The sequence below is a fragment of the Cupriavidus pauculus genome, assembly GCF_022179805.1.
GTDB classification, from domain to species: domain Bacteria; phylum Pseudomonadota; class Gammaproteobacteria; order Burkholderiales; family Burkholderiaceae; genus Cupriavidus; species Cupriavidus pauculus_E.
Genome location: NZ_BPUO01000003.1, coordinates 239776 through 262733 on the forward strand (window position 1 = coordinate 239776; position 22958 = coordinate 262733).

Sequence of the window (22958 nt, forward strand, 5' to 3'; positions counted from 1 at the left end):
CGTTGGCACTGCCCGCGCCGATCACTATGCTGTAAGGGAGTCGCAGCCAGATTCACGAATGACACCGGCGACCGCGTCCCCCGCGACGTGCTCGGCAACGGCAGACGGTGAGGGCAGCCGCTCAAACCGATACGGTGATTGTGATGGAAGCTGCGCGCGCATGGCTCCGGCCCGTTCTCTCTGGCGTTGCGCTCTGGGTTGCGAGCGCGTTTTCCGTAGCCGCCCCGCCTAATCCATCGCCACCTCCCACTCCCGCCGCCAAGACTGCGCCGGCCTCCGCAGCGCGGCAGCTCGACCTTACGAACAAGCCATGGCGCGGCGACTTCGACGCCATGGTGGATCGGCGCGTGATTCGTGTGCTCGTGCCCTATAGCCGCACGCTGTACTTCAACGATCGCGGCCACGAACGCGGGCTGACCTCCGACTTCGTGCGCGACTTCGAACGCTTCATCAACAAGACCTACGCCAGCCGCCTGGGCAAGCGTCCGCTGACGGTGATCATGATTCCCACGCCGCGCGACCGGCTTCTGCCGGCGCTGTCCGACGGACTCGGCGACATTGCCGCCGGCAACCTGACCGTGACCGACGACCGGCTGAAGCAGGCCGACTTCGTCGTCGCGACCGCGCTCAAGCCGATCCGCGAACTCGTGCTGACCGGCCCGAAATCACCGGCACTGTCCGTGCTGGACGACCTGAGCGGCAAGACGGTCCATGTGCGGCGCCACAGCAGCTACTTCGAAAGCCTCAACGGCCTCAACGCCCGCTTCCGCCAGGCCGGCAAGCCGCCCATGCAGCTCGTAACGCTGCCCGAGGCGCTTGAGGATGAGGATGCGATGGAAATGCTCAATGTCGGCCTGCTGCAGATCCTGGTGGTCGACGACTGGAAGGCCCGCATGTGGGCCCAGATCCTGCCGCAGCTAAAGGTCCACGAAGGCATCGCGGTACGCGAAGGCGGCAAGGTCGGTTGGGCCATCCGCAAGCAGAGCCCGCAGTTGCAGGCGGCGGTGGAAAATTTCTACGACAACTTCATCCGCAAGCAGAGCATTGCCGAGATTCGCCTAAAGCAGTACATGGCCAGCATCAAGCAGATCCACAACAATGCCGAGAGCGACGAACTGAAGCGATTCAAGCTGACCGTGAGCATTTTCGAGACCTACGGCAAGCAATACAACTTCGATCCGCTGATGCTGGCGGCGCAGGGGTTCCAGGAGTCGCAGCTCAGGCAGGATGCCAAGAGCCGCGTGGGTGCCATCGGCATCATGCAGTTAATGCCCGCCACCGGAAAGGAACTCGGCGTTGGCGACATCAAGGTCACGCCGTCGAACATCCATGCCGGCGCGAAGTACCTGGACCAGTTGATGACGCGATACTTCCAGGACGCGAAATTCTCGGAGATGAACCGGCCGCTGTTCGCGTTCGCCAGCTACAACGCCGGCCCCGGCAAGATCGCGAAGATGCGCACGCTGGCCGCGGAGCGCGGTCTCAACCCCGACGTCTGGTTCAACAACGTCGAGGTGGTGGTGGCCGAGAACGTGGGCATCGAAACCACCACCTATGTCCGCAATATCTACAAGTACTACGCGTCGTACCGGCTGCTGAAGGACGCCGAGGAACAACGGACCCGCGCCGTCCAGCAGATGGGACGCTGACCGGCTACCCGCGATCGCGCAACACCGTGCGGAAGCCGATGTGCGAAGCCGGCAGATCCGCTTCCTGCTGCTCGCGCGACGACGCGCGGTAGCGCACGCAATAGTCTGACGAACACAGGAACGAGCCACCCTTGATGACCATCGGCGTATTGCCGGCCGCACCGTGCGGCCGGCTGGCGGGCGCGATGGCGGCGGTGTCGCCGTTCGAATGCCCCTGGTGCTCGCCGGTGTACACGTCGCGCGTCCATTCCCATGCGTTGCCGATCATGTCGAACAGCCGGTAGTCACTGGCGGCATAGCACCCGACCGGCGACCGCCCCACATGGCCGTCCTCGCGGGTGTTCATCAGCGGGAACGCGCCCTGCCAGTAGTTGGCGGAAGGCTTGCCCGCCGTATCGCGCGGCGCGGTATCGAGCGATGCGTCCTCGTGGCCGGCCTTGCCCGCGTATTCCCACTCGGCCTCGGTCGGCAGGTCGCGCCCGAGCCACTGCGCGTAGGCCAGCGCATCGCGCTGGGTGACCAGCGTCACCGGGTGATTGTCGCGGCCACGCAGGTCGCTGGCCGGGCCGTCCGGATGGCGCCATGATGCGTCCTTGACCCACGTCCACCACGCCAGCGGCCGAGCACCAAGTTCGGCCTGGGTCGGCGAATGGAATACCGCAGCGCCGTGCTGGCGTTCGGCATCGGTGACATAGCCGGTGGCTTTCACGAACGCGTCAAATTGCGCATTGGTGACTTCAGTCTGGTCGATCCAGAAGCCGGCCACCTGCGTGCGGCCCGATCCGGCGGGGCGTTCGTCCTGATAGCCATGGCGGCTGCCCAACAGGAAGTCGCCGCCGCTCAGGTGCACCATGCCGGCCCTGGCGTCGCTGCCCCAGCCTTGCGGCAGGCCGCTGTAGCGCTCGCACTGCCGCTCCGTGCCCAGCGCGGCGAATGCCCTGCCGGCGTTGACTCCATCGAGGCCACCGGGGCGCGTGATGGCTTGTGCGTTGTACAGCGTGGCCAACGCCGCGCCACAGGCCACCGCGATCACGACGACCTTGGCTGCCTTTGCGAGCGGGCGCTTCGTGGCAAGAATCGACATGATGCGCATCGCCAATCAGTAGTAGCCCTTGGGACGCGCCGGCTCCACGCCGCCCACGCTGCTCATGTATGCCTTCCACTGCGCGACGAGGTCATCGAGTACGGTGACGTTGCTGGCCGACACATCGTGGTTCTCGCTGCGGTCGGTGGCCAGGTCGAACAGCTCCCAGTGGCCATCGGCGGGGCCGAACTGCGCGGGCTCGGTCCACAGCGCCTTCCATCGGCCATCGGCGCTGCGGATCTGCGCACGGCCATACGATTCCTCGCCGAACGCCGTAGCGCGCACCTCGCCCGTCGCCTCGCCGCGCAGCACCGGCAGCAGCGAATTCCCGGTGATGGGCCACACATTGCGGCCGTTGTAGACCACCTTGCCCTTGTTCCGGTCCACGCCCGTCGCGCCGTCGACATTGGCGGGCGCCGCCGTGGACGGCAGCGCCACGCCGGCCACCGCCAGGAACGTCGCGGTGTTGTCGGTCACGTGCGTGAATGCACGCAGCGTGGCTTGCTGGGCGGTCTGGCCGGGCAGCTTCACGATGGCCGGCGTGGAGATGCCGCCTTCGCCCATGAAGCCCTTGGTCTGGCGGAACGGCGTGGCGCTCACTTCGGCCCAGCGCAGCCCGTACTGCAGCCGTCGAGCAGCCTGCAGGCCGTTGTCAGTGCCCAGCGTCGAATAGACCGGGTCGGTTGCGTTGGCGGTGTCGGTGACCAGCGGATCGGCCGTGGTGATCGGCCACGCCTCGGCGCCGTTGTCCGACTGGAACATGATGAACGTGTTGTCGTATTCGCCGATGTCCTTCAGGTGCTGCACCAGCAGGCCGATGTTGTAGTCGAGGTTCTCGACCATGCCCGCATAGATTTCCATATAGCGCGCCTGTGCCTTGCGCTCGTCGGCAGTCAGGCTGGCCCACGTCTTGTCGACCAGGCCCGGACCATAGTCGGTATAGCCCTGCGCGGGACCGTTCAACGCGTTGATGTATTTGGCGCCCGCCGTGCCATTGTTGGCTGTGCCGGCCGGCGCGGCCAGCGCTTCGGGCAGCCCGGCATACGGATTGAAGTCGGCCGGGATGATGCCCAGCGTCTTCTGGCGCGCGATACGTGCGTTGCGGATGGCGTCATAGCCCGCGTCATAGCGGCCCTTGTACTTGCTCAGCCAGGGCTCCGGCACCTGCAGCGGCCAGTGCGGCGACGTGTAGGCCGCGTAGGCAAAGAACGGCTTGCCGTCGGCCTTGTTGGCGTCGATGTACTCGATCAGCTTCTGCGTGTAGAAATTGGTCGAATAGAACACGGCCGGCGAACCGCCCGTGCCGCCTGGCTGACCCGGCTGGCCCGGCTGCACGTACTGGCCGTTCTCGGTGTAGTTCTTCGAGCCGGCGGCCTCGTGCGCGAAATGGTTCGATGCCGCGCCGCCCAGCAGCGCGTAGCTGCGCTCGAAGCCCCACTGGTCCGGCGTCTTGCCGCTGGTGGCGGCGCCGCCGACGATGCTCGATCCCAGATGCCATTTACCGGCCATGTACGTGTGATACCCGGCGTCCTGCAGCAACTGGGCCACCGACAGCGCGCTGTCGTTCAAGTATCCCTCGTAGCCCGGCAGGCCCCTGCGTTCGTCATTGGGCGCACCCATCGTGCCTTCACCCACCAGATGGTGGTCGGTGCCGGAAATCAGCATCGAGCGCGTAATGGCGCAGACCGTGCCAGTGTGATGGTTCGTCAGGATGCGGCCCGATGCAACCAGCGCATCCAGGTTGGGCGTATCGATTTCGCCGCCGAACGCCTTGATATCCGAATAGCCGAGGTCGTCGGCCATGATGTACAGGATGTTGGGCCGCTTCTGCGCCGGCACGGTACCGGGCGAGATCACTCCGCCGCCATTGGACGCCACCGGCGCGCTGCCATCCGAGCCGCAGGCGACCAGGGACACGACGGCGGCGGCCGAGGCTGCTGCCAGCAAGCCCAGGCGCAGGCCGCGAGCGGTACTGTTGCGAGAGGGGTGGGACGGAGCAGCGTGATGGTTCTTCATTGTTATAGGTCGCGACCGTGGAAAAGAGGGCCATGCTAGGGGCCCGTGCGACTTATGCGAAACAATGAATCCGCATGCGCTTCTGCGGAAAAATTCGTTGCAAAAACGGTGGAACGGCCAGATGGACATCGGTAGGGGCGCTCGCAATGTACAGATGTCGACGCCAAACACCGCGCATTCCCCAGCTTGGTCGTCGTCATACCCCTGCATAGAATCGACGGGCCGTTCCTTCCGGCGCGGCGCGACCATAACCGATGCGGGGAGACACTGCGATGCAAAAACAGGTAGGGGATGCCACGGCCGAAGCGGCCGTCAGCGCGGGACGACGACAGGTGCTGGCCTGTGCGCTGGGCCTGGCCGCCGGGCTGCCCACCATGGCCGGCGCGGCGGAACCTGCCGCCGGGGGCGCCCGGACCGCCGTGCCCGATGCAACCCGTGGGCGCATCGATGTTCACGCTCACTACATCCCCGACCGGTACCGCACCGCGCTGGAGGCCGCCGGCCAAAGCAAGCCGTCCGGCATGCCTGCCATTCCGAAATGGAGCGCTGCACAGCACGTCGGCATGATGGATCACCTGGGCATTGCCACGGCGATGCTGTCGATCTCCGCCCCTGGCCTGCATTTCGGCGATGATGCCGCCGCGCGCAAGCTCGCGCGCTATTGCAACGAAGAAGGCGCCCGCGCCGTGGCCAGTCATACGGGACGCTTCGGCCTGTTTGCCGCGCTGCCGCTGCCCGATGTGCCGGGCACGCTGGCCGAACTGCGGTACGCGTTCGATACGCTGCACGCCGACGGCGTGGTGATGGAATCCAACTACCACGGCATCTATCTTGGCGACCCTCGCTTCGATCCCGTCATGGCGGAGCTGAACCGGCGCCGCGCGGTGATCTTCATCCATCCTACCGATCCGCACTGCGCCTGCTGCCAGGGGACGGATGCCGCCTCGCTGCCGCCGCTCGGTTATCCGTATCCGATGATCGAGTTCATCTTCGACACTACGCGCGCGGTCTTCAACCTGATCCTTTCGGGCACGCTGGCACGGTATCCCGACATCCGCATCATCGTGCCCCATGCTGGCGCCGCCGTGCCGGTACTGGCCGCGCGCGTGGCCGCCATCAGCGGCATGCTGAAACTGAGCCGCGAACGCGTCGACATGGATGCCGCGCTCCAGAAGCTCTACTACGACCTGGCTGGCGTACCCGAACCCATTGCGCTGGGTGCGCTGCTCCAGGCAGCCGACCCGGTGCGCATTCTCTACGGCAGCGACTATCCATTCACGCCCGAACCGGTGGCCGCCGAACTAGCCGCCGTGCTCGACCGCTCGGCGCAGATCCCGCCCGCCATGCGCCGTGCCTTCATGCGCGACAACGCGCTGGCGCTGTTCCCCCGCCTCTTGCAAGCCTGACGTAGCACAGCCATGAATGAAAACGGACGCCACCAGGGCGTCCGTTCTTGTTTGTAGTTCGGCGTCCGGGCCGTTCAGAACGCCACCTGCTCCTTGCCCTTTAGCCCCAGCATAGCGCGCGCCTCGTCGGGCGTGGCCACTGCATAGCCAAGCTGCTCGATGGTCGTGCGGATGCCGGCCACCTGCTCGGCATTGCTCGTCGCCAGCTTGCCGCGCGACAGCCAGAGGTTGTCTTCCAGGCCCACCCGCACGTTACCGCCCATAAGCAGCCCTTGCGTCACCACGCGTGACTGCTGCGCGCCCGCACCCAGGACCGACCACACATAGTCCTTGCCGAACAGGCGGTCGGCCGTACGCTTCATATGGGCGATGTCCTCCGGATGCGCGCCGATGCCGCCCCGGATGCCGAACACGGACTGGATGAACAGCGGCGCCTTCAGCAGGCCCCTGTCCAGAAAATGCGCGGCCGTGTACAGGTGCCCAATGTCATAGCACTCGATCTCGAAGCGCGTGCCATTGGCATTGCACGCTTCCAGGATATGGGCGATATCGCGGAACGTGTTGCGGAAAATCCGGTCCTCGCTCGCGGCCAGGTACGGTTGCTCCCAGTCGTGCCGGAATTCCTTGTAGCGTCCGAGCATCTCGTACAGGCCGAAATTCATCGAGCCCATGTTCAGCGACGCCACTTCGGGCTTGAAGCGCGCCACGGGCGCCAGGCGTTCCTCGATGGACATGGTGGGCGCGCCGCCGGTGGTCAGGTTCACTACCACGTCCGAGGCATCGGCAATCGCGCCAAGGAATTCGCCGAACAGCGCGGCGTCCTGGCTTGGGATGCCGGTCTGCGGATCGCGGGCGTGCAGGTGGACGATGGCCGCGCCGGCCTGGGCCGCACCAATCGCGGACGCGGCGATCTGCGATGGCGTGACTGGCAGGTAGGGCGACATCGACGGCGTGTGAATGGACCCGGTGATGGCGCAGGTAATGATGACCTTGCTGGAAGATGTCGACATGGTTCGTATATGGGTGGATCGCGGGATGGGATGGGCAGACGCTCAGGCCTCGGTGTTCTGCACGAACCACTGCGGCACTTCCGGGCCCCACTGGTGCATCGAGTTCTCGGGCGCGTGATCGCCCGCCGGCCACGTGGTGCCTGCCGAGATGAAATCCATGTCGCACGAGAACTCGCAAAACGATCCCCATGGGTCGCGCACATAGTGGAAGTAGTTCGAGCCCAGCACATGGCGGCCGGTGCCCCAGCCCTGCGTGAAGCCAGCAGCGGCCATCTGCGCGGCGCCCTGCCCCACTTCGTCAACACTACCGACGTCCCACGACGCGTGGTGCCAGCCCTTTGCCGCACTGGCCGCGAACGCCACCAGATGATGGTCGCTGCCATGCGGCGCATGCGTGAACGCCACCAGGTCACCGGATCGATCCGACAGGCGCAGGCCCAGTGCTCGGCCATAGAAGTCGAGTGCTCGCGACACGTCGGGCGTGAACAGCGCCACATGCGACAGCCTGCGCGGCCGCACCTGCTGCACCTCGTCGCGGAACAGCGCCCCGCGCGCATCGGCGCCTATGTGCACATGCGTCACGTCCGGCTTGGTGGACGGGCTGGTCTTGGGGCCGATCCGCACCTGGATCAGGTTTCCATCGGGATCGTGGTACCACAGCCCATGACCCGACGCATATGGCGCGTTCTCCGCAGGCACGGCGCCAGCGGCGTCGAGCTGCGCGCGGATCGTCTCGAAATCCTGCTCGTAGCAATGAAAGCTCAGGTAAGCCAGGTGCCGATGCTCTCCTGGCAAGATGCGCGCCCAGACCTGCTCGTCGGACGTCATGACATCGAGGCGGTCGCCGTGGTCCACCACGTTCAGGCCGAACGCCAGGTGGAAGTGGCGCGCGTCCTCAAGGCTGGGCACGACAAGTGCATAGTGGCCGATGGAATGGACGGCGGCGCGTGGATTGGTATCGCTCATGATGGTCTCCGCTGGATCGGCTGTGGTTACCGTTGGCTCTCGTCCGCAATCGGATTGCGCAACGTGGCGAAGCCCGTCAGGCTGACTTCGCAGACGTCGCCCGCCCGCATCACCAGCTTCGGTTCGCGCGCCCAGCCCACCCCGCTCGGCGTGCCCGTTACGATCACGTCCCCCGCTTCGAGCGTGATGGCCTCGCTGAGCGTGGAAATCAGCGTCGCCACGTCGAAGATCAGCGTATCGGTACTGGCCGATTGCACAACCTCGCCGTTCAGACGCGTTTCCAGCGTCAGCCCCCGGGCGCCAGCCGGCACCTCGCTGGCCGTGACCAGTTCCGGGCCGAACGCACCGGTCTGATCGAAGTTCTTGCCCATCGTCCACTGCGGGGCAACGAACTGGTATTCACGCACAGAGCCGTCGTTGAACAGCGCATAGCCGGCCACATGGTCCAGCGCCTTGTCCTTGGCGATATGGCGGCCGCCCGATTTCAGGATCACCGCGAACTCGCCCTCGAAATCGAGCGAATCCGAAACGCGCGGGCGCACGATGGGCCGGCCGTGGCCGGTCAGGCTGGTGTCGTAGCGCGGGAAGACGGTCGGGTATTTCGGCTGTTCGAGCTTGCTTTCGCGCGTGTGATCAGCGTAGTTCAGGCCGATGCATAGCAGCTTGGGCGGCTGCTGCAGCACAGGCAGGAACGTGACGTCGGCATCGGTGACCATTACGCCGCCGTCGACAGTGCCAGCCCAGGCCTCCAGGTCATTGCCGTTGGCCAGCAACGTTTCGAGCGGCATGTCGCCCAGCACACGAATCCGGTCGCCTTCGCGCACGCCGGTCTGGGTCTTGCCATCGAGAATGAATCGCAGGTATCGCATGAAGTGTCTCGCTTGATAGATTGTTGTGGGGTCAGCCGGCGCCAGCCAGCCAGGCATCGTCGCTGTCGAGCAGCGGCTGTACGGTTTCGGGCCGGTCGGTGCCGGGCAGGTCCAGGCGGGGTTGCTGTCCGATCTCGGCCAGCAGGTAGGACAGGAATCGGTAAGTCGCGCGGAAGTCGGCAAGCCGCGCGACATCGAGCGCCACGCGCTCGGACGGATTGACCACGACAAGCCCGTCGCGCAGATAGACGATGCCCATGCGGGCGATGCGCCAGGCGCCGGCGCGGCGCACCATGCGCTCGTGCAGCCGGGCATGCGTGGTCACTTCCACCTCCACGCCCTGCAGACGCGTGCGCGCTACCACCGCACAAGGCGTGTGGGCCAGCGCGCGGTCGCCGTTCAGCGTCACCAGCGTGGGCCCCATCTGGTGGGCCGAATGGTGGCCGGCCTCATACATGCGGCGCGATGCGGCCACGAAATCGGGTCCGCTGCCCTGGAACCACGACACGCCCACCTCGGCATCGAGGTGATACGTATTGAACATACGCGCCCATTGCGCCTGGTCGCGTGCCGCGCGCTCCGTCTGGACGATCTCGGCAATCTCGGCCTTGTCGAGCATTTCGAGCATGGCCTGCAGTCTTTCTTGCATGGTGTCTCCATTCATTAACGCGCTTCGCTGGGCGCTGCCACAGCCTGGGCGTGCGGTTGCGCCACGCCCAGGTACATACGCATCCGGCGCACCCGGAATGCCAACCACGCGGTGACCAGGCCCGTTGCCAGGACCAGGTACATTGCCGAATCGGGGCCGTAGGCGCGCACCATCCAGGCCAGCGCCAGCGGTGTCAGCCCCGCGAACAGTGCGGCCCCGATGTTGTAGGGCACGGCATAGCCGCTCTGCCGCACATGCGTGGGGAATAGCGCAGACAGCAGGCCGGGGACCAACGCGATGACCGAACCGAGCGCCACGCCGGGCAGCATGAACAGCAGCGCCAGCGACCCCTGCTCTGCCAGCACATCGGGCAGCCACCGGAAGAAGCACACCGATGCGACCAGCATGGCGATGGCGCCGATGCCCAGCGAACGTGCCCAACCCATCGCATCGCTGAGGCAGCCCCAGAACGGCATCGACACGCACAAGGCGAACGATCCCCACATGTTCGCTTGCAGCGCCGCCTGGCGTGGCACGCCGTAGTGCGTGGCCAGCAGCGTCGGCATGTACTGGAAGAACACCGTCGTGCCGATGGCCATCGTGAAACCCAGCCCCAGGCCAAAGACGCAGGCGTCCGCGTGATTGCGCAGCACGATCCGCAGCGGCGTCTCGCTCGCAAGCTGGCGCGACTGCTGGATACCCGCGTACAGCGGCGACTCCTCAAGCTGGCGCCGCAGCCATGCAGCGGTCAGGCCGAATGCACCGCCGACCAGGAATGGCAGGCGCCACGCCAGCGACGGCATGCCGGTACGGCTGGCGATGTACGCCGACAATGCCGCCGCGCCGGTGCCCAGCAGCAGGCCGGCCAGCACGATGCCGTGCATCGTCCCGCTGGTCGTCCCCAGCCGCGAAGGCGGTGCATGCTCGGACACGAACACCGCAGCGCCCGGAAACTCGCCGCCCACCGCGCAGCCCTGCAGCGCACGTAGCACCAGCAGCGCGATCGGCGCGAGGATGCCGGCCTGCTCGTATGTGGGCAGCACGCCGATCAGGAACGTTGGCACCGCCATCAGCACCAGCAGGAAGATGAACATCTTCTTGCGGCCCAGCATGTCCGCAAAATGCGCCAGCACGATGCCGGCGATGGGCCGCACGAGGTAGCCGATGGCAAAGATGCCAAGCGTCTGCATCTGGCTGACCCACGGCGAAACGCCGGGCGGGAAGAATGCTTCGCTGATCGCCGCCGCGACGAATAGGAAGATCACGAAGTCGTAGTACTCGAGCATGGCACCCAGCGCGGCCAGGCCGAGCGTGCGTGCCGCCTTTCGATTGAGCATGCTTGTCTCCTCGATATGTCGTTGTGTTGCCTGCGCCACCGTCTGGCGCGGTGGTCGGTCGCAGGACTCAGGCGTGGCAGGAAGGCGGTGCGGCAAGGCGCCCGTAGCGGCCGCCGTAGAACAGCAGCGGCGCCACGGCGTCGCGCTCCTCCAGCGCCAGCACCTGCGCGACATACAGCTTGTGGTCGCCGGCCGGATGGATATCCACGGTTCGGACGATCAGATGCGCCAGGCTTTCCGGCAGGAACGGCGTGCCGGAGCCATGCGTGTGCATGGCGCCAAGTCCCTCGCAGGTCTTGCCCCCAAAGTGGGCACTCAGGTCTTCCTGGTGATCGCACAGGAAGTTGATGGCGAAGCCATCGCCGATGCCGACCGATGCACTGAAGCGCGACGCGTTGCGCGCCGACACCAGCACCAGTTGCGGTTCCAGCGAAACGGACATGAACGCGTTGGCCGTCATGCCGGCCGGCGCGCCGTCGCGCAGCCAGGTGACGACCGTCACACCAGTGGCGAACTTGCCCATGATCCGGCGAAAGCGTGCCGGGTCGGTCAGTGGAGTGGTGGTCATGATCGATGCCTCCCGCTTACACCAGCGGCGTGTTCGGCGCCTGGCCGCACAGCATGCGGCCGTACAGCTCGAGGTTGGTCGCGGTGCAGACGATGCCGTGCAGGTTGGCCACGCGTGCGTCGCGCCATACGCGGTTGAACGGATTGCGGGCACCGGCCAGTGATCCTCCCGACGCGCTGGCCAGCAGGTCCACAGCTTCCCAGATGGTCTTGCTCGCATAGCCCGTGTCGCGGCGGATGCGCGCGCGGGTCAGGGCATCGGGCATGGTGCCGGCCTTTGCGTACGCGTCGATCTCATCGACACAACGCTCGACGACCAGCCGGGCCGCGTCGATCATCGCCGACGCCTCGCCGACTTGCAGGTGGGTAATCGCCGCCTCCGACTGCTTTTCGTACCACGTGTACTGGATGCCCCGACCGGGCAGCTTGTCCAGGAACATCTCCTGCGCGGCACGCGCGATGCCCAATGCCGGGAACACCAGGATGATGGCGGCCACCGGCATGAACGCCATGCGGTACAGCGACTCGTCGTCGCTAAAGTGGGACATGTAGTCGCCAGCCAGGATCGACGACAGCGCGGCCACACGCGAGTCCGGCACGAACTTGTTGCGTACGCGCACCGTGGTGCTGCCGCTGCCGCGCAGCGCAATCGTGTCCCAGTCATCGAGGAATTCGAGATCGGACGTCGGGATCAGTGCCATGCCCTGGTCCACCGCCGCGCCGGACTCATCCACCAGCGGAATGCCCAGTAGGTCCCATTGCGCGTGATACACGCCGCTGTTGAAACCCCACATGCCTTCTTCGATCAGGTAGCCACCTTCCACGCGCTTGACCACGGCCTTGCGCGGCGACAGCACGCCTGCGGTGCGCACCTTGGCACGGCCCGAGAAGACCTCGTCACGCGCCGGTTGCGGCAGGCAGCTTGCCGCCATCCAGTTGCAGACGTTGATCAGCGCGCACGCCCATGCGGCGGAGCCATCGCCCCGGCCAATCTCGCTGACCACTTCCATGTAGGTGCGAAGAGACACCTGCATTCCGCCGGCCGACTTCGGCACCATCATGTCCAGGATGCCGGCGCCATCGAGTTCGGCCACCGTGGACTCCGGCAGACGCGCCAGCGCATCCACCTCCGCGGTGCGGGCACGCAGCGCCGGCACCATCGCCGTTGCCCGGCGCAGCAGTTCCGCATGCACTGTGTCATCGGTATCGTTGATACGAATGTTGGTAACGGATGCCAGCGTCATAAGGGTCTCCTGTTTTTTCAGTTCGATGCGCCGGGATGGCTGCAAGAATGACGTTTTCGTTATTGTAAGAACGGCATCGAATCAGGCAAGATAGGGTTTTCGGCCGACTCGGCATGAACATCCGTCACTGCAACGCGCATCGAGACTGACCATGGCCCCGCTCACATTCGTCCCCACCGAACGCGAAGACCACCGCACCGTTGCCGCGCGAAAGAAGCGCGAGCTGATGCGCACGCGCATCCTGCGCGCGATCATGGAGCTGTACTCCGATCGTTCGAAGATCTCCACGTCGATCGAGGACGTGGCACGCGCGGCGGAGATTTCACGCGGCACGTTCTACAAGCACTTCACGTCGCTGGACGAGGCGCTGATTGCCGTGGCACGCGAGGTGACCGACCAGATGACGATCGACATGCTGCCGATCTACGACGCGGTGCAGGACCCCGTGCATCGCGTCAGCACCGGGTTGCGGCTGTTCCTGACGCGCGCGCTGACCGACCATCGCTGGGCCGCCTTTGTGCTGCGCGCTGAGCTGATGGCGCAGGAGTCGACGCTGATGACCTACATGATGAGAGACCTGCGCGCCGGCGCACTCGACGGCGTGATGGAATTCGACAACCTGCAGGCCGCCGCCGACTCCGTGATGGGCGCGACGATCGAGGGCATCCGCACGCTATTGCTAAAGCGTACGAAAGATCCGAAGCAGTACATCGACAGCGCCATCCGCATCACATTGCGCAGTCTTGCCGTGGAAAAGCGACGCGCGCAGAAGGCCACCGACACCTCGCGCGAGCTTGTCGACGCGCTGCCAGAAAGCGTGCGCAAGACGTGGCGCGCACAGGGCTGAACGCCAAAATTCGGCGCATTGCGCGCCGTTTCATTCTAGGAATCGCGCAGGTTTTCACCAGGTAGGGAATGTTCGCGGCTCAGCGTACACAGATGTCACCGTGACGATTGTGTACGCTCAACGCGGCGCATTCCCTATCTTGCCGATGGCCCCTCGTCTCACAAGAATGGACACGCAATCGGTTCCCGCCAGACAGCGACGGGAACGCGACAGAGGGCTGCCCGCAGAGCAGCTCCGCAAGGCGTGAACCAGAAACGAGGAGACAAGCATGAGAAGAACCATCGCCGTGGCCACCCTGTCGCTGGCCGGCAGCGGCGCGGCCTGCGCGCAATCGAACGTGATCCTGTACGGCGTGGCGGACATGGGCATCGAGTACGTGACCAACGTCGGCAACGTGCCAACCGCCGCCAACGGCTTCAACCCCGGACCCGCGCATGACGTGGCGCGGCTCACGTCCGGCCATCGCGCCGGATCGCGCTGGGGCCTACGCGGCAACGAAGACCTGGGCGCGGGCTGGAGTTCGGTGTTCACGTTGGAGAGCGGCTTCAACCTGGACACCGGTACGCAGCAGCAGGCACGACTATTCGGCCGGCAGGCCTACGTCGGGTTGAAGAACGCGGCCTATGGGCAGTTCACGTTCGGCCGGCAGTACACCTCGATCTTCGAGGGGCTAGCCAACTTCTCGCCCACCGCGTACGGCGGCTACGAGCCCGCCGTGCTGCAGTCCGGCGCGGCTTTCCGCGAGGACAACATGATCAAGTACACCGGACGCTTCGGCGCGATGACCGCATTGGCGCACTACTCGTTCGGCACCGGCATGGCGCTGCCGCAGGTGGTCGGCGCCGGCGTGGCCGTGGGCGGCAACGGCGAAGTGCCCGGCAGCGCGCGGCGCGACAGCGCATACGGCGCGGCGCTGAGCTACAACGGCGGCACGCTGGGCCTGGTAGCGGCATACGACCAGGTCAATCCGACAATCGGCAGCAGCAGCGGCACGTTCCGCAAGGCGGCGGTGGGCGGCAGCGTCACGCAGGGACCATTCATGCTGATGGGCGGGTACCGCTGGGGCCAGAGCAAGGGTCCGGCCGGCAACACGATCCAGCGTGACGACTACTACTGGATCGGCGCGAACTACCAGTTCCAGCGCGCGTTCTCGGTGACGCTGGAGTACACCTACGACAACCTCAGGAACGTGTTCGGCAATACCAGCGTGCCGAATCCGTGGCAGGTCATGCTGCTGGCCAGCTACAACCTGTCCAAGCGTACAGAGCTGTACCTGTCGACGGCCTACTCGAAGAACGCCGGCCTGATGATGGACTCGGGACTGACCACCTATGCCAACACGCTGGCGCTGGGCAACAGCCTCGTGCTCGGCAATGGCAAGAACTCGATGGTCGGCACGACCATCGGCATGCGGCATATCTTCTGAGCAAGAAGAAGGCGCCTGGGGCATCGCCACGATACCCCAGGCACGCTGCCCTGCTTCAGCGCGCGCTCCGGCGCAGGCTCTGTCCCGGCCGCGTGCCCGTGGCCGCGCCGTCTTGCCAGACCACCTGTCCGTTCACGAAGACATGCCCGATGCCGGCCGACGGTTGCTGCGGGTCCAGGTAGGTCGCCACATCCTTGACGGTCTTCGGATCGAACACGGTGATATCGGCGGCATAGCCCTCGCGGATTTCGCCACGCCCGGCCAACCCGAACGCGTTGGCCGTCATGCCCGTCATCTTGTGGACCGTTTCCTCCAGCGTCAGCAGGCCCAGGTCGCGGCTGTAATGCCCGAGCAACCGCGTGAACGTGCCCCAAAGGCGCGGATGCGGATAGTCGTCGGACGGAATGCCGTCCGAGCCGATCATCGTGTCGCGATAGGCCAGCACCCGCTGCACGTCCCCTTCGTCCATGAAGAAGTACATGCCCATGCCCGGCATCACGCGGTCCAGTGCTTCGGCGCGCGAGCACTGCCATTCCTGCGCCAGGTCCGACAGCTTGCGGCCCGCGCTCTTTGGCTCGGAACGCGAATAGGTGATCAGGATCTCGTCGCTGATGGCCAGCCGTTCCTTGCGCAGCAGCGACGACGACGCCGTGTACGGATAGCAGTCCAGGCAGATCTTCTGGGCGCGACCCAGTGCGTCAATGCGTGCCAGCGTCTCGCGTGTGCGTCCGAAGTTGGGCTTGCCGATGACCTTGTGGTGCGAGATCACAAGCCTGACGTCGAGCGCGCGCGCAATCTGCGCCGATTCCTCGATGGCGTCGAGCACGCCATCGCCCTCGGTACGCATATGCGTGGCGTAGACGCCGCCGTACTGCTTCAGGTCGCGGCCCACGCCGATGATTTCCTCGATCGGCGCGGAGGCGGCGGGCGGGTAGAACGTGCCCGTGGACATACCGATCGCGCCCTGTTCCAGCGCGGCGTTGACGGCCTGGCGCATCGCCTCCACTTCATCCGGCGTGGCGGGACGGTCAAGGTCGGCCTGGTGCACGGCGCGCAGCGCGGTATGGCCAACCAGCGATGCCACGTTGACTGCGGCGGGCGTGGCGTCGAGCGCATCGAGGTACTGGCCGAACGCCGCGAAGCGCAATTGCGGATCCACGGTGCGCAACGGCAACGGCGGGTCGCCACCGCTCTGCCGGTACGGCGCCAGGCTGATGCCGCAGTTGCCGTTGACCACAGTGGTCACACCCTGCGAAATCTTCGGCGTCATGCCGGGCGTCTGCAGCACGGCGCGGTCATCGTGGGCGTGGCTGTCGATAAAGCCGGGCGCCACAACCTTGCCGGTGACATCCAGCTCTTGATGGGCACGCTGGCCCGTGGCATCGCCAATGAACGCGATCTGGCCGCCCTGTATCGCTACATCGACGCGGTAGCGTGCCGCACCGGTGCCGTCGATCACATCGCCGCCCCGCAGAATCACATCGAACATGGTGGAGTTCCTTTCAATCAAGCTTGATATCGGCCTTGCGGATCAGGTCGCCCCACTTGCGGCTTTCCTTGGCAATCATCTGGCCGAATGCCTCGGGCGAGCCGCCCACCACCACCGATCCGTTCTGCTCTGCATCCTTGCGCGTGGCGGGCAACTGCAGGTAGGCATTGATCTCGCGGTTCAGCCGCTCCACCACGGGCCGTGGTGTGCCGGCGGGCGCAACGATGCCGCCCCAGGCGTTGACCTCAAACCCGGGCACGCCCGATTCCTCCATCGTCGGCACGTTCGGCAGCACCGGCACCCGCGCCTTGCTGGTCACAGCGATGGCGCGCAGCTTGTTGCCCTGTACGGCGGCGATGATTGACGGCACGTTGTCGAACATGAAATCGACCTGGCCGCTGATGACGTCGATCTGCGCCTGCGGCGCGCCCCGGTACGGGATATGGCGGAATTCGATATGCGCCTGGTCCTTGAGCATCTCGCCGCTCAGGTGGCTGGTGGTGCCATTGCCGCCCGAGCCCATCGTCAGCTTGGCCGGATTCTTCTGCGCGTAGCCCACCAGTTCGTTGAGCGTGTGCACCGGCAATTTCGGGTTCACGGCCAGGATGTTCGGCACGGTCGTGGTGGCGCAGACCGGCACGAGGTCCTTGTCGGGATCGTAGCCGGGGCGCGCCAGCAGGCTGCGGTTGATCGCCATGGTCACGATATTGCCGAAGCCGATCGTGTAGCCATCCGGCCGGCTGCGCACCAGCATCTGCATGGCGATACTGCCGGCGGCGCCCGGGCGGTTGTCCACCACCACCGACGTCCCCAGCTTGTCGCCCAGGTATTGCGCCAGCTTGCGGCTCGACTGGTCGGGCGTGCTCCCCGCTGCGGCAGGCACGATCAGTGTGATGGGCTTGCCGGCGGGCCAGTCCGCGGCCTGCGCGGTGGCGGCGGCGCCAGTCGCCAGCATCAGCGCCGCGAGGGCTCCGGCTTTAAGAATTTCAATGGCTTTGCGTCTCGTGGGTATCGTCATCGGTAACCTCGCGGTGGGCGTGCAATCTTTGTGGGAACGCGCTATGTTGCCCCCATGGGCACGCTGGTGTATATCGAAGTTTCGGCAAGCCTCCATTCCTTTTTTTGATGACATGAAGCATCCGGCCAAGCGTCACATTCCGTCCGTGGTGAACCTCAATACGTTCGAAACCATCGCGCGGCGCGGCAGCGTCACGGCGGCGGCCGACGAACTGGGCCTGAGCCAGGGCGCGGTCAGCAAGCAGCTTCTGGATCTGGAGAGCTTTCTGGGCACGACGCTGTTCGAGCGCAACAACGCGCGGCTGGCATTGAGCGACGAGGGCGCTGCCTACCTGGCGCGCATCCGGCCGCTGCTCGATCAGCTGGAAGCCGCGACCGTGGCGACCTCGGGCGCCGCACAGCGCATGCGTGAAGTGCGTTTCTCGGTGCCCAACACGTTTGGCCTGCTGTGGGTCATGCCCCGCCTGTCCGGCTTTGCGGCAGCGCATCCCCAGATTCGCATCCATATGGCCAATCACATTGGAATCATCTCGCTACGCGACGCGGGGCTGGACGCGGCCGTGGTGTTTGCGGAGGACGGTCTCGACGACGACAGCGCGGAATTGCTGCACAGCGTGCGCACCCTGCCCGTGGCGTCGCGCGACCTTGTGCCTGGACGGCTGCCGCTGTCGGCCGCGCGCATCGCGGCCCTGCCCTTGCTGCATCACACCACCGCACCGACCTCCTGGGCCAGCTACCTGCGCGACCTCGACGCCAGAATTGAACTGCCGCTGCCGGGCGGCACGCAGTACAACCTCGTCACCTTTGCGCTCAAGGCCGCCGAGGCAGGGCTGGGCGCGGCGCTGGTGCCCGACTATGCCTGCGCCGACAGCCTGCGAGACGGCCGCGTGGTGCAACTGAATCGGCCGTCGCTGCCGTCGCGACGCGGCTACTACCTGATATGCCGGCGCGAGCGCATCGATGCCCCGGCTGTGCGCGCGTTGTGCGACTGGCTGAGGGCGCGCCGCACGGAACCGGCCGATGCCAGCGTGCCCGCCTGATGCGCCAGCGTTGGAGTATCGTCCTGGCAGGAAGCCAAATCTGAGGGGCGCATATGGGTGTACAGCTCAACCACACCATCGTCTGGTGCCGCGACAAGCAGAAGTCGGCGAGCTTTCTCGTGGAGATCCTGGGACTTTCACCACCCATTCCCTTCGGGCAGATGCTGGTCGTGCCGCTCGACAACGCCGCCTCGCTGGATTTCTATGAAAGCGAGGGCGCGATCTCCATGCAGCACTACGCCTTCCTGGTCAGCGAGCCGGAATTCGACAGCGCTTTCGCACGGGTTCGCGAGCGCGGGCTGCAGTTCTGGGCGGACCCCAGCAAGCAGCGCGCCGGGGAAACCTACGAGCACAACGGCGGCCGGGGATTCTATTTCGATGATCCCGATGGACATTTTCTGGAAATCATGACGCGGCCGTACAAGATCGACGGCTGATCGGTCGAAGTCCGCATCAGCCAGCGTCGCGCACCGGGGCCGGCCATCGGCACACGTCCAACCGGTCCACGGCCATCGCCTGTCGCGGCCCCAGGCGCAGGTCGCCCAGCGAAATAAGCTGGAGCCCGCCGGCCGACGCCGGAAACGCCACGCCATCCTGCTCCACCAGCAGCAGCGCACCCTGCCCGCCCGGCGTGTTGTAGAGCTCGTGCCAGGTGAACAGGCACGTATAGGCATCGCGCGCGCCAACCGCAAGCACCATCTGCTTGCATTGCGAGCGCGGCAGTGCCCCGAGCCCGGACGCTTCAAGCAGGGCCGTCAACGGCACGCCGCGCGCGTGGCCCACTTCGCGAATGTGACGGCCCGAATAGCAGGCGATCGACAGCGCATCTGCCACCACGCCCGCCATCTGCTCCAGTTCGGCCCGCGCAAACACGCGCGGCGCCGGACCGAGGCCGCGCAACGTGACGCTGTCCGAGTAATGTCGCGGACCGACGGACAGGTTGGCGGCATCAGGCAAGTCAGTAGCAGGCATGGGGGACATCTCGATTTCCTTTTGTTGTGGCGCGGTGGCGGTACCAGGTGTCCGTCTTGCCTTTTGCGCCTCGAACTGGCATCGTTAACCGTTATATACAACGTAATATAACGCTTTGGGATTGCCATGGCTGTGGCGTGATAACCGGTATGCGGTTGCACCTGCGGCCGGCGGGCGCCACCCCGGGCGCACAGGAGAAGGGAGCCGGTTTATGCAATGGCATCTGAAATGGCGCCGCGCCGCCGCGCGCACGTGCTGGTTGGCACTGCTGCCCCTGGCAGTCAGTTGCGGCGGCGGTGACGACGAGGCACAGGCGGCCACCACCCCACCCGCCACCCAACCTCCCGCCGCCACGGCCACATTGGCGCTTGCCGGCGACGTCACCACGCCGTCGACGCTGACGCTGGCGCAACTCCAGGCGCTGCCAGCCACCACGCAGACGGTGGCATTCGGCAGCGGCAGCGGCCCCCAGACACACACCTATACCGGCACCAGTGCGTGGACCTTGCTGAACCAGGCAGGCATCACGGTCAATGCGGCGGTGCACAACGACCTGCTCGGCAAGTACGTCGTGGCCACCGGCAGCGACGGCTATCGCGCGGTCTTCGCGATGGGCGAGCTTGCGCCCGACTTCGGCAACCGTGGCAACCAGGTGGTCTATGCCGAAACGGTCAACGGCACCAGCGCGGCACTGCCCACCGACGGCCCGCTGCGCATCACCGCGCCGGGTGACGTCAAGGGCGGCCGTTATGTGTCGGGCCTGGTCCGGCTCGAAGTGCGCGCAGCGGCGGCCACGGCCACCGGTACGGGCGGTGGTGTCAGCACAAGCTTCCGCTTGTCCGGCGCAGTCGCGCGGCCGGCTACCTTCGACCTGACGGCGTTGCAGGCACTGCCGGCGGTCAGCCGGACGGTTGGCGCCAATACCTACACGGGCGTGAGCCTCTGGGATCTGGTCAATGCGGCCGGCATCCAGACCAATACGGCGGTGAAGAACGACCTGCTCGGCTTCTATCTGGTGGCCACGGGCAGCGACGGTTACCGCGTCGTGATATCGCTGGCCGAGATCTCGCCCGACTTCGGCAACCAGCCCGACATGGTCGCGTTTGCCATGAACGGCAGCCCCCTGACTACCACCGGCTTTGCCCGGCTCGTCGTGCCCGGCGACACCAAGGCCGGCAGGTATGTGTCGAACCTCGTGGCGCTGGAGGTGGTGTCGGCCGCCCGGTAGTTCAGCGCCCCCTGATGGCTGGTATCAGGCGCCCCGGCTTGCCAGTGTCACGCAAAGGCGGCAGACTCCCCCCATAGCCAACGCTTTGGAAAGAGGAGAACAATATGCAAACCAGCGCACGCAACCAGTTTTCGGGTGTGGTGGCCCAGGCCACGGCCGGTGCCGTCAACGACGAAATCGTGATCAATATCGATGGCGGCCAGCAGATCGTGGCCACCGTCACGCATGACAGCGCGGCACGCCTCGGCCTGAAGGCCGGCACCAAGGCCACCGCGCTGGTCAAGGCCACCTCGGTCATCGTGATGGTTGACGCCGATGCCAGCAAGGTGTCGGCGCGCAATTTCGTGCAGGGCAAGGTCACCGAGCTGACCAAGGGCGCCGTGAACGCCGACCTGACGATCACGGGCGACAACGGCGTGGCCGTCTCGGCCATCATCACCAACACCAGCGTTGACCGCCTGGGTCTGGCAGTGGGCAAGCCGGCCGCCGCAATGTTCAAGGCATCGAGCGTAATCGTCGGCGTCTGAACACCAGCCGCCTCGCCGCTACCAGGGCAACGCTTCCTGCAGCGGCATCGGCCTGAGCGCGGTTTCCGGCCAATATCCGGGAATCGCGCCGATCTGCCGCGCGACCGCGCGCGACTTGAGCAGTTCGAGCAATGTTTCCACCCATGGCGCGCCCATGTCGCTGCTGCGCAGCGCTAGGTAATACGCCTCGCGCGTCAGCGGCACAAAATGCAGGCCGAGTGCGTCGGCCGTCGATCTGAGACCAAATCCCACGTCAGCCTGCCCTTGCCGGATGGCCTCGCCCACGAGCCGGTTGCCGATGGCGTAGCGGTCATATCCCGTGATGCGCTCGGCATGAACGCCTTCGGCGGCCACCACCTGATCAAACAGGGCACGCGTGGCCGACCCTCTTTCCCGATTGATAAACCGGATTGCCGGTGACGCCAGATCCGCCACGCCGTGGATGGTATCGGCCATGCCCGGCGCCATCATCAGGCCCTGGTCGCGCCACGCCACGCGAATCAGCCGCACATCGGCCGGCTTCAGCAGCGGCTTGAACGCGGCATGCAGGCGCGTGCCGGGCTGATGCACGGGCGAGACATGAAAGCCCGCCAGCTCGGCCTGCCGCTCGTGCAGGCAGATCAGGCCATCGACCGCGCCGCAGAACACGGCATCGAGCGATAGCTCCGGATTCTCACGCGCCAACGACTGTTTCATGACGTCGATGGCGGCATCAGGCCGCCCCGAGAATCGCACCTGCACGCGCGACGTCAGCGTTTCGCCCAGATAGCGGTGGAATTCCGTGGCGGCGGACTCCAGCACCGGCTCCACCGCCTCGCGCACCCGGCTTTCGGCCACCAGCAGGCTCTGGCCGAACCGCGTCAGCTCGGCACCCTTGCCGCGCTGCATCGTGACGATGCTGCGGTCGAACATCTTCTCCCAATGGCGGATCGTGCCCCATGCGTACCGATAGGACAGGCCCACGCGCAAGGCGGCCTGCTGCAATGACCCGCTGTCGCGGATCGCACAAAGCAGGCCGAACACATTGCCGGCCGGCTGCGGGGTATCGCCGATGTCGATGGACGGTGACAGATCGAAGCGGAACTTCATGGCCGGCGGAGAAAAAGGGGACAGTTTCCGAAATATACCACTGGATATAACGGAAAGACATGACAAGCGCCGGGGTGCGCAACAGATACAGTCACTCGGACCTAAAGTGCGGGGTTCAGCGCCGCCCCCATGCAGTAGACTTCGGCATGGCCAAGAAACCCGACTCCCAGCCTCACGCCAAAGTGAGATTCCGCATGCGCATCAACGTTGCCGACGTCGTCGCGATCGGCCCGGGCAAGGTGTCATTGCTGGAGGCCATCCGCGACGAGGGCTCGATCTCGGCGGCCGCGCGCAGCATGCAGATGTCCTACCGGCGCGCCTGGCTGCTCGTGCAGGAAATCAACAACGGGATGCGGTCGCCGGCAGTCATATCGGCACACGGCGGAGAAGATCGCGGCGGCACCACCCTGACGCCGGAAGGCGAGGCCGTCGTCGCCCTGTACCGGCAAATCGAAACCGTCGCCGCCCAGGCCTGCGCGAAGGAAATCGACGCGCTTGTGGGATTGCTGGCCTAGCGGCGATCCGG

General features: G+C 65.8%; 22 protein-coding genes. 9 read left to right on the top strand and 13 right to left on the bottom strand.

Annotated elements, in window-relative coordinates:
• Positions 1 to 143 precede the first annotated feature (143 nt).
• Positions 144 to 1649, top strand: coding sequence for an MltF family protein (locus tag MFF62_RS07275; protein WP_238261664.1), 1506 nt, complete (start codon positions 144 to 146; stop codon positions 1647 to 1649).
• 4 nt (positions 1650 to 1653) lie between these two features.
• Here MFF62_RS07275 and MFF62_RS07280 read toward each other — a convergent pair whose 3' ends face one another.
• Both MFF62_RS07280 and MFF62_RS07285 read right to left on the bottom strand, forming a co-directional pair.
• The gene (locus tag MFF62_RS07280) at positions 1654 to 2733 is read right to left on the bottom strand and encodes a formylglycine-generating enzyme family protein (RefSeq protein WP_238261666.1); all 1080 of its coding nucleotides are present in this window, start codon (positions 2731 to 2733) and stop codon (positions 1654 to 1656) included.
• Positions 2734 to 2748: 15 nt separating this feature from the next.
• Positions 2749 to 4749 carry an arylsulfatase gene (locus MFF62_RS07285; RefSeq protein WP_238261668.1) on the bottom strand — a complete coding sequence of 667 codons (2001 nt, stop codon included), beginning with the start codon at positions 4747 to 4749 and terminating at the stop codon, positions 2749 to 2751.
• A 272-nt stretch (positions 4750 to 5021) separates the two neighbouring features.
• Here MFF62_RS07285 and MFF62_RS07290 point away from each other — a divergent pair, with 272 nt between their 5' ends.
• The gene (locus MFF62_RS07290) at positions 5022 to 6155 is read left to right on the top strand and encodes an amidohydrolase family protein (protein ID WP_238261670.1); all 1134 of its coding nucleotides are present in this window, start codon (positions 5022 to 5024) and stop codon (positions 6153 to 6155) included.
• A 74-nt stretch (positions 6156 to 6229) separates the two neighbouring features.
• Here the strand turns inward: MFF62_RS07290 and kce are convergent, their stop codons facing one another.
• From kce to MFF62_RS07325, 7 genes are all read right to left on the bottom strand, one after another.
• Complete coding sequence (gene kce, locus MFF62_RS07295) at positions 6230 to 7165, bottom strand: 3,5-dioxohexanoate:acetyl-CoA acetone transferase (RefSeq protein ID WP_238261672.1); 936 nt, start codon at positions 7163 to 7165, stop codon at positions 6230 to 6232.
• Positions 7166 to 7207: 42 nt separating this feature from the next.
• Positions 7208 to 8131: a VOC family protein gene (locus MFF62_RS07300; RefSeq protein ID WP_238261674.1), complete on the bottom strand. Its 924-nt coding sequence runs from the start codon at positions 8129 to 8131 to the stop codon at positions 7208 to 7210.
• A gap of 26 nt (positions 8132 to 8157) precedes the next feature.
• Positions 8158 to 9000: a fumarylacetoacetate hydrolase family protein gene (locus tag MFF62_RS07305; RefSeq protein WP_238261675.1), complete on the bottom strand. Its 843-nt coding sequence runs from the start codon at positions 8998 to 9000 to the stop codon at positions 8158 to 8160.
• 31 nt (positions 9001 to 9031) lie between these two features.
• Positions 9032 to 9649, bottom strand: coding sequence for a nuclear transport factor 2 family protein (locus MFF62_RS07310; RefSeq protein ID WP_238261677.1), 618 nt, complete (start codon positions 9647 to 9649; stop codon positions 9032 to 9034).
• A gap of 14 nt (positions 9650 to 9663) precedes the next feature.
• On the bottom strand, positions 9664 to 10986 hold the full coding sequence (locus tag MFF62_RS07315) for an MFS transporter (protein ID WP_238261679.1): 1323 nt from the start codon (positions 10984 to 10986) through the stop codon (positions 9664 to 9666).
• A 67-nt stretch (positions 10987 to 11053) separates the two neighbouring features.
• Positions 11054 to 11554 carry a flavin reductase family protein gene (locus MFF62_RS07320; RefSeq protein ID WP_283205319.1) on the bottom strand — a complete coding sequence of 167 codons (501 nt, stop codon included), beginning with the start codon at positions 11552 to 11554 and terminating at the stop codon, positions 11054 to 11056.
• A gap of 16 nt (positions 11555 to 11570) precedes the next feature.
• Positions 11571 to 12797: an acyl-CoA dehydrogenase family protein gene (locus MFF62_RS07325; protein ID WP_238261681.1), complete on the bottom strand. Its 1227-nt coding sequence runs from the start codon at positions 12795 to 12797 to the stop codon at positions 11571 to 11573.
• Positions 12798 to 12948: 151 nt separating this feature from the next.
• Between MFF62_RS07325 and MFF62_RS07330 the strand changes: the two genes are divergently transcribed.
• Positions 12949 to 13644: a TetR/AcrR family transcriptional regulator gene (locus MFF62_RS07330; protein ID WP_238261683.1), complete on the top strand. Its 696-nt coding sequence runs from the start codon at positions 12949 to 12951 to the stop codon at positions 13642 to 13644.
• Between the two features lie 268 nt (positions 13645 to 13912).
• Complete coding sequence (locus tag MFF62_RS07335) at positions 13913 to 15070, top strand: porin (protein ID WP_238261685.1); 1158 nt, start codon at positions 13913 to 13915, stop codon at positions 15068 to 15070.
• A 55-nt stretch (positions 15071 to 15125) separates the two neighbouring features.
• Here MFF62_RS07335 and MFF62_RS07340 read toward each other — a convergent pair whose 3' ends face one another.
• Both MFF62_RS07340 and MFF62_RS07345 read right to left on the bottom strand, forming a co-directional pair.
• A complete protein-coding gene (locus MFF62_RS07340) occupies positions 15126 to 16559 on the bottom strand; it encodes an N-acyl-D-amino-acid deacylase family protein (RefSeq protein WP_238261687.1) in 1434 nt (477 codons plus the stop codon).
• A 13-nt stretch (positions 16560 to 16572) separates the two neighbouring features.
• Positions 16573 to 17514: a Bug family tripartite tricarboxylate transporter substrate binding protein gene (locus tag MFF62_RS07345; protein ID WP_238261689.1), complete on the bottom strand. Its 942-nt coding sequence runs from the start codon at positions 17512 to 17514 to the stop codon at positions 16573 to 16575.
• A 175-nt stretch (positions 17515 to 17689) separates the two neighbouring features.
• On the opposite strand from MFF62_RS07345, the gene MFF62_RS07350 reads away from it, so the two are divergent.
• Together MFF62_RS07350 and MFF62_RS07355 are read left to right on the top strand one after the other, a co-directional pair.
• Positions 17690 to 18616 carry a LysR family transcriptional regulator gene (locus MFF62_RS07350; RefSeq protein WP_238261691.1) on the top strand — a complete coding sequence of 309 codons (927 nt, stop codon included), beginning with the start codon at positions 17690 to 17692 and terminating at the stop codon, positions 18614 to 18616.
• Between the two features lie 53 nt (positions 18617 to 18669).
• Complete coding sequence (locus MFF62_RS07355; RefSeq protein ID WP_238261693.1) at positions 18670 to 19053, top strand: VOC family protein; 384 nt, start codon at positions 18670 to 18672, stop codon at positions 19051 to 19053.
• 16 nt (positions 19054 to 19069) lie between these two features.
• Here the strand turns inward: MFF62_RS07355 and MFF62_RS07360 are convergent, their stop codons facing one another.
• Entirely contained in the window at positions 19070 to 19588 is a 519-nt protein-coding gene (locus tag MFF62_RS07360; protein WP_238261695.1) for a hypothetical protein, read from the bottom strand.
• A gap of 211 nt (positions 19589 to 19799) precedes the next feature.
• On the opposite strand from MFF62_RS07360, the gene MFF62_RS07365 reads away from it, so the two are divergent.
• Both MFF62_RS07365 and MFF62_RS07370 read left to right on the top strand, forming a co-directional pair.
• Positions 19800 to 20816, top strand: coding sequence for a molybdopterin-dependent oxidoreductase (locus MFF62_RS07365; protein ID WP_238261697.1), 1017 nt, complete (start codon positions 19800 to 19802; stop codon positions 20814 to 20816).
• A 104-nt stretch (positions 20817 to 20920) separates the two neighbouring features.
• Entirely contained in the window at positions 20921 to 21343 is a 423-nt protein-coding gene (locus MFF62_RS07370; RefSeq protein ID WP_238261699.1) for a TOBE domain-containing protein, read from the top strand.
• A gap of 18 nt (positions 21344 to 21361) precedes the next feature.
• On the opposite strand, the gene MFF62_RS07375 is transcribed toward MFF62_RS07370, so the two are convergent.
• Positions 21362 to 22432 (bottom strand): substrate-binding domain-containing protein, encoded by a 1071-nt coding sequence (locus MFF62_RS07375; protein WP_238261701.1) that lies wholly within the window; start codon positions 22430 to 22432, stop codon positions 21362 to 21364.
• Between the two features lie 194 nt (positions 22433 to 22626).
• Between MFF62_RS07375 and MFF62_RS07380 the strand changes: the two genes are divergently transcribed.
• Complete coding sequence (locus tag MFF62_RS07380) at positions 22627 to 22947, top strand: winged helix-turn-helix domain-containing protein (protein ID WP_238261702.1); 321 nt, start codon at positions 22627 to 22629, stop codon at positions 22945 to 22947.
• Positions 22948 to 22958 lie beyond the last annotated feature (11 nt).

Bases quoted from the DNA above. Each gene is read 5' to 3' on its own strand.
- MFF62_RS07275 (WP_238261664.1), top strand. From the start codon at position 144: ATGGAAGCTGCGCGCGCATGGCTCCGGCCCGTTCTCTCTGGCGTTGCG.
- MFF62_RS07280 (WP_238261666.1), bottom strand. From the start codon at position 2,733: ATGTCGATTCTTGCCACGAAGCGCCCGCTCGCAAAGGCAGCCAAGGTC.
- MFF62_RS07285 (WP_238261668.1), bottom strand. From the start codon at position 4,749: ATGAAGAACCATCACGCTGCTCCGTCCCACCCCTCTCGCAACAGTACC.
- MFF62_RS07290 (WP_238261670.1), top strand. From the start codon at position 5,022: ATGCAAAAACAGGTAGGGGATGCCACGGCCGAAGCGGCCGTCAGCGCG.
- kce (WP_238261672.1), bottom strand. From the start codon at position 7,165: ATGTCGACATCTTCCAGCAAGGTCATCATTACCTGCGCCATCACCGGG.
- MFF62_RS07300 (WP_238261674.1), bottom strand. From the start codon at position 8,131: ATGAGCGATACCAATCCACGCGCCGCCGTCCATTCCATCGGCCACTAT.
- MFF62_RS07305 (WP_238261675.1), bottom strand. From the start codon at position 9,000: ATGCGATACCTGCGATTCATTCTCGATGGCAAGACCCAGACCGGCGTG.
- MFF62_RS07310 (WP_238261677.1), bottom strand. From the start codon at position 9,649: ATGCAAGAAAGACTGCAGGCCATGCTCGAAATGCTCGACAAGGCCGAG.
- MFF62_RS07315 (WP_238261679.1), bottom strand. From the start codon at position 10,986: ATGCTCAATCGAAAGGCGGCACGCACGCTCGGCCTGGCCGCGCTGGGT.
- MFF62_RS07320 (WP_283205319.1), bottom strand. From the start codon at position 11,554: ATGACCACCACTCCACTGACCGACCCGGCACGCTTTCGCCGGATCATG.
- MFF62_RS07325 (WP_238261681.1), bottom strand. From the start codon at position 12,797: ATGACGCTGGCATCCGTTACCAACATTCGTATCAACGATACCGATGAC.
- MFF62_RS07330 (WP_238261683.1), top strand. From the start codon at position 12,949: ATGGCCCCGCTCACATTCGTCCCCACCGAACGCGAAGACCACCGCACC.
- MFF62_RS07335 (WP_238261685.1), top strand. From the start codon at position 13,913: ATGAGAAGAACCATCGCCGTGGCCACCCTGTCGCTGGCCGGCAGCGGC.
- MFF62_RS07340 (WP_238261687.1), bottom strand. From the start codon at position 16,559: ATGTTCGATGTGATTCTGCGGGGCGGCGATGTGATCGACGGCACCGGT.
- MFF62_RS07345 (WP_238261689.1), bottom strand. From the start codon at position 17,514: ATGCTGGCGACTGGCGCCGCCGCCACCGCGCAGGCCGCGGACTGGCCC.
- MFF62_RS07350 (WP_238261691.1), top strand. From the start codon at position 17,690: ATGAAGCATCCGGCCAAGCGTCACATTCCGTCCGTGGTGAACCTCAAT.
- MFF62_RS07355 (WP_238261693.1), top strand. From the start codon at position 18,670: ATGGGTGTACAGCTCAACCACACCATCGTCTGGTGCCGCGACAAGCAG.
- MFF62_RS07360 (WP_238261695.1), bottom strand. From the start codon at position 19,588: ATGCCTGCTACTGACTTGCCTGATGCCGCCAACCTGTCCGTCGGTCCG.
- MFF62_RS07365 (WP_238261697.1), top strand. From the start codon at position 19,800: ATGCAATGGCATCTGAAATGGCGCCGCGCCGCCGCGCGCACGTGCTGG.
- MFF62_RS07370 (WP_238261699.1), top strand. From the start codon at position 20,921: ATGCAAACCAGCGCACGCAACCAGTTTTCGGGTGTGGTGGCCCAGGCC.
- MFF62_RS07375 (WP_238261701.1), bottom strand. From the start codon at position 22,432: ATGAAGTTCCGCTTCGATCTGTCACCGTCCATCGACATCGGCGATACC.
- MFF62_RS07380 (WP_238261702.1), top strand. From the start codon at position 22,627: ATGCGCATCAACGTTGCCGACGTCGTCGCGATCGGCCCGGGCAAGGTG.